Source organism: Phaeovulum sp., assembly GCF_041596715.1.
In the GTDB taxonomy this organism is placed as follows: Bacteria; Pseudomonadota; Alphaproteobacteria; order Rhodobacterales; family Rhodobacteraceae; genus UBA6213.
In genome coordinates, this window is record NZ_JBFHIA010000157.1 from 1 (window position 1) to 7,597 (window position 7,597).

6 protein-coding genes are annotated in these 7,597 nt (G+C 64.1%); 2 read left to right on the top strand and 4 right to left on the bottom strand.

Going from position 1 to position 7,597, the window contains the following annotated elements:
- From fdhD to ABY403_RS11170, 4 genes are all read right to left on the bottom strand, one after another.
- Positions 1–788 (bottom strand): formate dehydrogenase accessory sulfurtransferase FdhD (gene fdhD, locus ABY403_RS11155; protein WP_372840885.1); only part of this gene is annotated, 788 nt, incomplete at its 3' end.
- Positions 785–3,655 (bottom strand): formate dehydrogenase subunit alpha, encoded by a 2,871-nt coding sequence (gene fdhF, locus ABY403_RS11160; RefSeq protein WP_372840886.1) that lies wholly within the window; start codon positions 3,653–3,655, stop codon positions 785–787. The genes fdhF and fdhD, both read right to left, overlap by 4 nt.
- The gene (locus tag ABY403_RS11165; protein ID WP_372840887.1) at positions 3,652–5,178 is read right to left on the bottom strand and encodes an NADH-ubiquinone oxidoreductase-F iron-sulfur binding region domain-containing protein; all 1,527 of its coding nucleotides are present in this window, start codon (positions 5,176–5,178) and stop codon (positions 3,652–3,654) included. The genes fdhF and ABY403_RS11165 overlap by 4 nt, the downstream gene beginning before the upstream one ends.
- Positions 5,175–5,639, bottom strand: coding sequence for a formate dehydrogenase subunit gamma (locus ABY403_RS11170; RefSeq protein ID WP_372840889.1), 465 nt, complete (start codon positions 5,637–5,639; stop codon positions 5,175–5,177). The genes ABY403_RS11165 and ABY403_RS11170 overlap by 4 nt, the downstream gene beginning before the upstream one ends.
- A 210-nt stretch (positions 5,640–5,849) precedes the next feature.
- Here ABY403_RS11170 and ABY403_RS11175 point away from each other — a divergent pair, with 210 nt between their 5' ends.
- Positions 5,850–6,677: a S49 family peptidase gene (locus ABY403_RS11175; protein WP_372840890.1), complete on the top strand. Its 828-nt coding sequence runs from the start codon at positions 5,850–5,852 to the stop codon at positions 6,675–6,677.
- A gap of 168 nt (positions 6,678–6,845) precedes the next feature.
- Positions 6,846–7,597: calcium/sodium antiporter (locus ABY403_RS11180; RefSeq protein WP_372840891.1), on the top strand; the 752-nt coding region annotated here is incomplete at its 3' end.

A 7,597-nucleotide genomic window follows, 5' to 3' on the forward strand; every position in this document is an offset into this window, starting at 1 on the left:
GGGTGGGAATAGACCTCGAAACTCGCGCCGCGCACGCGCGCGACCAATGTGATGCCCGCCGCCTCTGCCTCGGTCACCGCCAGCGCGGTAGGGGCCGATGCGCCGATCAGCACCCGCGCGCCAATCATCGCGGCCTTCTGCACAAGGTCCACCGACAGCCGCGAGGTCAGCACCAGAATGCCCGCTGAAGGCGACGCGCCACCTTGCACCAGCGCACCCGCAAGCTTGTCGAGTGCGTTGTGCCGCCCGACATCTTCGCGCACGGCCACCAGCCCCACGTCCGCCAACCACAGGCCCGCCGCGTGGGTCGCGCGGGTCTGCGCGCGCAGTGGCTGCGCGGCGGTCAGCGCCGCCATTGCCTGCGCCACCGCATCGGGGGCAAGCCAAGGGCCAACCTCATCGGGCGCGGGCGGCAGTGGGCGCAGCGCCGCCTCGATACTGTCGATGCCGCAAAGCCCGCACCCAACCGGCCCGGCACTCAGCCGCCTGCGCGCAGTCAGCCGCGCCGAGGCTTCCGGCGCAAGCCATCCCCGCACCTCGATGCCGCGCGGTTGCGCCACGATCTCGGTGCCGGTCAGCTCGTCGGGTGCGTCGATCAGCCCTTCAGTCAGCGCGAAGCCAAGCAGAAAGTCGTCCAGATCCGACGGCGTCGCCATCATCACCGCCTGCGTCGTGCCGTCATAGACCAGCGCAACCGGCACTTCTTCGGGCAAAACCCGCTCGGTTGCGTGCCATGCGCCGGACCACGCCCGCACCGAACGCGCAGTTGTGCGCGCCCGATTGCTCATTCGGCGGCCGGTGCGATGCGCCGCGCGGCGCTCATGAGGGCGGCATATTCGGTTTGCCATTCCGAGGGCCCGTTCGAGGGCGACACCTGCACCGCCGTCACCTTGTATTCCGGGCAGTTTGTGGCCCAGTCAGAGTTTTCGGTGGTGACCACATTGGCCTGTGTGCCGGGGTGGTGGAATGTGGTGTAGACCACACCGGGTGCCACCTTCTCGGTAACATCGGCGCGCAGGCTGATTTCGCCAACGCGCGAAGCCAAGCGCACAAAATCGCCGTGCTTGATGCCGCGCACCTCTGCATCGTGGGGGTGGATTTCCAGCACGTCTTCTTCATGCCATGCGACATTCTCGGTGCGCCGGGTCTGGGCACCAACGTTATACTGGCTCAGCACCCGCCCGGTTGTCAGCAGCAATGGAAAGCGCGGCCCGCTGCGTTCGTCGGTGGCAATGTATTCGGTGCGGATGAACCGCCCCTTTCCGCGCACGAAGCCGCCGATATGCATGACCGGGCTGCCATCGGGGGCAGCATCGTTGCAGGGCCACTGAACCGATCCGCGCGCATCCAGCATGGCATAATTCACCCCGGCAAAACCCGGCGTCGTGGCAGCGATTTCATCCATCACCTCGCTCGGGTGGGTGTAGGCCCAACCACCGCCAAGTGCATTGGCCAGCAGCTGCGTCACCTCCCAATCGGCAAAGCCGCTTTTGGGGGCCATCACCCGGCGCACACGGTTGATGCGCCGCTCTGCGTTGGTGAACGTGCCGTCTTTTTCAAGAAAGGTCGAACCGGGCAGGAACACATGCGCGTAGGCCGCGGTTTCATTCAGGAAGAGGTCATGCACGATCACGCAATCCATCGCCGCAAGGCCCGCCGCGACATGGCGCGTATCGGGGTCCGATTGCAGGATGTCTTCACCCTGAATGTAGATCGCGCGGAACTGGCCTGCGACCGCCGCATCAAGCATGTTCGGAATGCGCAGACCCGGCTCGGGGCTAAGCTGCACACCCCATACCGCTTCAAAGATACTCCGCACCGCAGGGTCCGACACGTGCCGATACCCCGGCAATTCGTGTGGGAAAGAGCCCATGTCACAAGAACCTTGCACGTTGTTCTGCCCGCGCAGCGGGTTCACACCCACGCCGGGGCGGCCAATGTTGCCGGTCATCATGGCAAGGTTGGCAATGGCCATGACGGTAGTGGTGCCTTGGCTATGTTCGGTAACGCCCAGACCATAGTAGATCGCACCGTTCGGGGCCGCGGCATAGCTGCGCGCCGCCCGCCGGATGCTTTCAGCAGGCACGCCAGACAAGGCCGCAACCGCCTCTGGCCCGTTTTCGGGGCGGGCGGCAAACTCCATGTAATCGGCAAACTCATCCCAGTCGCAACGGGCGCGAATGAAAGCCTCGTCGTAAAGCTTTTCGGTCACGATCACATGCGCCAATGCCGTCAGCACAGCCACATTGGTGCCCGGGCGCAGCGGCAGGTGGAGCCCCTCGCCCATGTGCGGGGTGTCCAGCAGGTCGATCCGGCGCGGGTCGATGACGATCAGGCTTGCGCCCTCGCGCAACCGCTTGCGAAGCCGGCTGGCAAAGACGGGGTGCCCGTCAGTCGGGTTGGCCCCGATCACCAGTGCGCAATCAAGCTGCTCGACGCTGTCGAAATCCTGCGTGCCCGCCGAGGTGCCAAAGGCCTGCTTCAGCCCATAGCCGGTAGGCGAATGGCAAACTCGGGCGCACGTGTCGGTGTTGTTGGTGCCAAACACCGCGCGCGCGAGTTTTTGGACCAGATAGGCTTCCTCATTGGTGCAGCGCGACGAGGTGATGACACCCAGCGCATCCGGCCCCGAATCGGTGCGGATCGCGGTCAGGCGCGCGGCGGCAAAACCTAGCGCCTCGTCCCAACTGACTTCGCGCCACGGGTCGGTGATGGCCTCGCGCACCATCGGCTTCAGGATCCGGTCCTGATGCTGCGCATAGCCCCAAGCAAAGCGGCCCTTCACGCAGGAATGGCCGCGGTTCGCCTTGCCCTCTTTCCACGGAACCATGCGCACCAGCGTATCGCCGCGCATCTGCGCCTCGAAGCTACAGCCTACGCCGCAATAGGCGCAGGTGGTGATGATGCTGCGTTCGGGTGTGCCGATCTGGATGACCGAGTTTTCCTGCAAGGTTGCCGTGGGGCAAGCCTGCACACACGCACCGCAAGAAACGCAGTCAGACTCCATGAACGGCACGTCCTGCCCTGCCACTACGCGGCTTGCGAACCCGCGCCCGTCAATGGTCAGCGCAAAAGTGCCCTGCACTTCTTCGCAAGCGCGCACGCAGCGCATACAGACGATGCACTTTGCGGGATCATAGGTGAAATAGGGGTTCGATGTGTCTTTGGGCCGCCATTCCGGGTTTGGCGCTTCGGCCGTGCGCTGCGCAAAATGGTTGGCACCGGGGGTATAGCGCACATCGCGCAGGCCCACCGCACCGGCCATGTCCTGCAATTCGCAATCGCCGTTGGCAGCGCAGGTCAGGCAATCCAGCGGATGGTCAGAAATGGTCAGTTCCATCACCCCGCGCCGATGGCGGGCAAGAGTTTCGGTCTGGGTGTGCACCACCATGCCGGGGGCCACGGGTGTCGTGCACGAGGTGGGCGTGCCGCGACGGCCTTCGATTTCGACCGCGCAGAGGCGGCAGGCACCAACGGGCTCTATGCTATCGGTGGCGCAGAGTTTGGGGATGCGTATCCCCGCCTCGGCGGCGGCCCGCATGACAGAGGTGCCCGCTGGCACTGTAATCGGGAAACCGTCGATGGTCAGGCTGACCGGGGCACCTTGGCACGCGGGGGTTCCCATGTCGCGACCGGGCAGGACGAAATCTTTCATTCTACAGCCTCCTTTGCGCGCGCAAAATCTTGCGGAAAATGCTCAAGCGCGCTCAGCACCGGATAGGGCGCAAAGCCTCCAAGCGCACAGAGCGACCCGAGCCGCATCGTCGTGCAGAGGTCGTGTAGCAACGAGGTCGCCGCCGCATCTCCTGCGGCAATCCGATCAAGCGTTTCGACCCCGCGCACAGAACCGATCCGGCAAGGCGTGCATTTGCCGCAAGATTCGATCGCGCAAAACTCCATAGCAAACCGTGCATAGGCCGCCATATCCGCAGTATCATCTACCACAACCAGCCCGGCGTGGCCAATCAACCCGCCCGCAGCGGCGTATTCTTCATAGCCAAAGGCTGTATCGAACAGCTTGGGCGGAAACCATGCGCCCAGCGGCCCACCGACCTGTACCGCCTTGAGCGGGCGGCCAGTAGCGGTGCCGCCGCCGATATCGTTGACAATTTCACCCAGAGTCAGGCCAAAGGGGGCCTCGAACAGCCCGCCAAAGCGCACATTACCTGCCAGTTGCAACGGTATGGTGCCGCGCGAACGCCCGGTGCCATAGTTACAGTACTGTGCCGCGCCTTGCGCAAGAATCATCGGAACGGTTGCGAGGCTCAGCAGGTTGTTGACCACGGTGGGTTTCGCCCAAAGACCGTGCAACGCGGGTAAAGGCGGCTTGGCGCGCACGGTGCCGCGCTTGCCTTCGATACTGTTCAAAAGCGCGGTTTCCTCGCCGCAGACATAGGCACCGGCACCGACGCGCACTTCCATGTCAAAGGCGAAGTCGCTGCCCATCACGGCGGGCCCGAGCAACCCCGCATCCCGCGCCAAGCTGATCGCGCGTTCCATCACCGTGATCGCGTCAGGGTATTCAGAGCGCAGATAGACATAGCCCCGGTCGGCCCCCACGGCGATACCTGCGATCACCATACCCTCGATCAAGCTGAAGGGGTCGCCTTCGATCAGCATCCGGTCGGCGAAGCTGCCGCTATCACCTTCGTCAGCATTACAAACGATATACTTCTGCGGCCCCGGCGCGTCGGCCACGGTGCGCCATTTGATGCCCGTGGGAAAGCCCGCACCGCCACGCCCGCGCAACCCGCTATCGGTCACTTCGGCGATGATGCCTTCGGAGCCAAGTTGCAGCGCCTTGCGCAACCCGGCAAGGCCGCCATTGGTCTCATAATCCGCCAAATCGAGCGGGTCGATCACGCCGACGCGCGCAAATGTCACCCGCGTCTGGCGCTTCAAATATGGGATTTCCTCGGTCAGGCCCAGCGCCTTTGGGTGCGTGGCGGGTGCATCGAAAAGCGCCTCGGCATCGGCGGGGGCGAAGGGGCCAAAGCCCTGCCGCCCTTGCGGTGTTTCAATCTCGACCAAGGGTTCGAGCCAGACCATACCACGGCTGCCGTTGCGAACGATCTGCACCGCAATGCCGCGGCGTTCGGCTGCGGCAGCGATGGCGCTGGCTACTGCATCGGCACCCAACGCGCGGGCGGCTGCATCTGCGGGCACATAAATCTTCATGCGCCCGCCTCCGCCAGCATCTCGGCCAGTCGGGCGGGGTCCACCCGCGCGGCCAGCACACCGTTCAACATCGCGGCGGGGGCGGCGGCGCAGAGGCCAAGGCAAAAGACCGGCTCTAGCGTCACCCCATCTTCCGAGGTGCCATGCCAATCCACGCCGAGATGCGCCTTGGCGGCATCGGCCAGGGCATTTCCGCCCATTGCCTGACATGCCTCGGCGCGGCAGATCTTTAACACATGGCGTCCGGGCGGTGCGGTGCGGAAGTCGTGATAAAAGCTGACTACGCCCTGCACCTCGGCCACGGTAACACCCAATGCCTTGGCCAAGACTGGCAGCGCCGGTGCCGGAACATGGCCAAACTCGGACTGCACGGCGTGCAATATTGGCAACAGGGCTCCTTCTCGGCCCGCGTGTTCGCGACAGATTTCGGCGGAACGGGCGGCGATGGCAGTATTGGGCATGGCAGGCTCCTGGGTAGGTCGAGCGTGGCCTAAAGTGTGACGAGGGAGAAATCAAATCTTTGCTTTCCTCGGCCTTTCATCGCGCGCCAGCGACACAGAAGCACGAAGCCCTGCGACAATTTGCGGGATTGTCGTGCCCTCTTGTCACGTTGCTGGCGAAATTGTCTGGCGCAACTTGCCGGGCCTTTGCGGGCCGCCTACATCGGTGGAATGGACCTCAGACAATTCATCCCCCCGTTTCGCAAAGGCCCACCGCGCGTCGCTGTCGTGCGGCTGCAAGGTGCCATCGGCGCAACCCGCCCCGGCGCTTCGGGGCTTTCTGACGCGGCGCTGGCCCCGTTGCTGGAACGCGCTTTCAAGCGGGGCAAGCCCGCCGCCGTGGCACTAGTGATCAACTCGCCCGGCGGCTCACCCGTGCAAAGCGCGCTGATCGCGGCGCGCATCAGGCGGCTGGCCGAGGAATTGAAGCGCCCAGTGCACGCTTTTGTAGAAGATATCGCGGCATCGGGCGGCTACTGGCTAGCCTCGGCAGCCGACGACATATGGGCCGATGCAACCTCGCTTGTCGGCTCGATCGGTGTGATTTCATCCGGGTTCGGGTTTGCCGGACTGATCGACCGTTACGGCGTCGAACGGCGGGTGCACACCGCAGGCACCGCCAAAAGTTTCATGGACCCGTTCCGGCCCGAAAAGCCCGAAGATGTGGCGCGCCTGAAAGCGCTGCTGGAACCGATGCACGACGCATTCAAGGCACAGGTCGTGGCGCGCCGGGGGGCGAAACTGGCGGAGGGGCGCGATCTTTTCACCGGTGATATTTGGGTGGGAGAGCAGGCGGTTGAAGCCGGCCTGATCGACGGCATAGCGCATCTGGTCCCAAAATTGCGCGAGCTTTACGGCGAGAAGGTTCGGCTTTTGCCCTATGGAATCCGCCGCCCGCTCTGGCAGCGGTTCGGGGCGGATGCGGTAACACAGTCTGCCTTGGGCGCGGCGTTTGATTTGGCCGAAGAACGTGCGCTTTGGGCGCGCTATGGCCTTTAGTCGATGGTAAAAGCAGTCAGCCTTTTTTTAGTGGTGATGGTGGCACTTGCACTGTTTGGGCGGCTGCGCCTGCCTGCTGCGCTACGGCGGCAGCGCTGCCCTGTCTGCAACCGGAGCCACCGGGCCGATCGGCCCTGCCCTTGCGGCACGAAGGGACGAGGCACCTAGATGGCGATCGACTTGCTTTCGCTCGCCGCAGGGTTGGTGTTGCTAATCTTTGCAGGCGACGCGCTCGTGCGCGGAGCGGTCGAACTGGCACACCGATTGGGCATCCCCGCGCTGGTCGTCAGCCTTACCGTAGTGGCTTTTGGCACCTCGGCACCTGAAATGATGGTTTCAGTCGTCGCGGTGCTGGATGGTGCCCCTGCCTTGGCGCTGGGAAATGTCATCGGGTCGAACATTGCCAACGTGCTTTTGGTTCTGGGGTTGCCTGCCTTGCTGGTAGTCATCCGCACCGATGAAAGCGATTATCACCGCGATTATCTTTTCATGATGGGCACCACCGCCCTATTTATCGCGCTGGCGCTGGTTGGGCCGATTCACTGGCCGCAGGCGCTGTTGCTGCTGGGTGTCTTGGCCGTGATGACAGGTTTCACGGTGCGTGAGGCGCTGGCGGTTCGCGCGCGCCGCTCGGCACCCGAAGAAGAAGATGATGACATCGATGTGCCTGCCAAAGGCCCCCAGATGCCCGGCTGGCGCATGGCGGCTATGCTGGCGGCGGGCCTTATTGGGCTTCCGCTTGGCGCGCATTTTCTGGTCGAGGGGGCCACAGGCATCGCCCGCGCCATCGGCATTTCCGAGGCAGTGATTGGCCTGACACTGGTAGCGGTTGGCACGTCGCTGCCAGAACTTGCAACTTCGGTGACTGCCGCGGTCAGAGGGCGCGCAGATGTGGCGCTGGGCAACGTGATCGGGTCAAA

Excerpts from the sequence above, each read along its gene's own strand:
- fdhF (WP_372840886.1), bottom strand. The coding sequence starts at position 3,655 with ATGAAAGATTTCGTCCTGCCCGGTCGCGACATGGGAACCCCCGCGTGC.
- ABY403_RS11165 (WP_372840887.1), bottom strand. The coding sequence starts at position 5,178 with ATGAAGATTTATGTGCCCGCAGATGCAGCCGCCCGCGCGTTGGGTGCC.
- ABY403_RS11170 (WP_372840889.1), bottom strand. The coding sequence starts at position 5,639 with ATGCCCAATACTGCCATCGCCGCCCGTTCCGCCGAAATCTGTCGCGAA.
- ABY403_RS11175 (WP_372840890.1), top strand. The coding sequence starts at position 5,850 with ATGGACCTCAGACAATTCATCCCCCCGTTTCGCAAAGGCCCACCGCGC.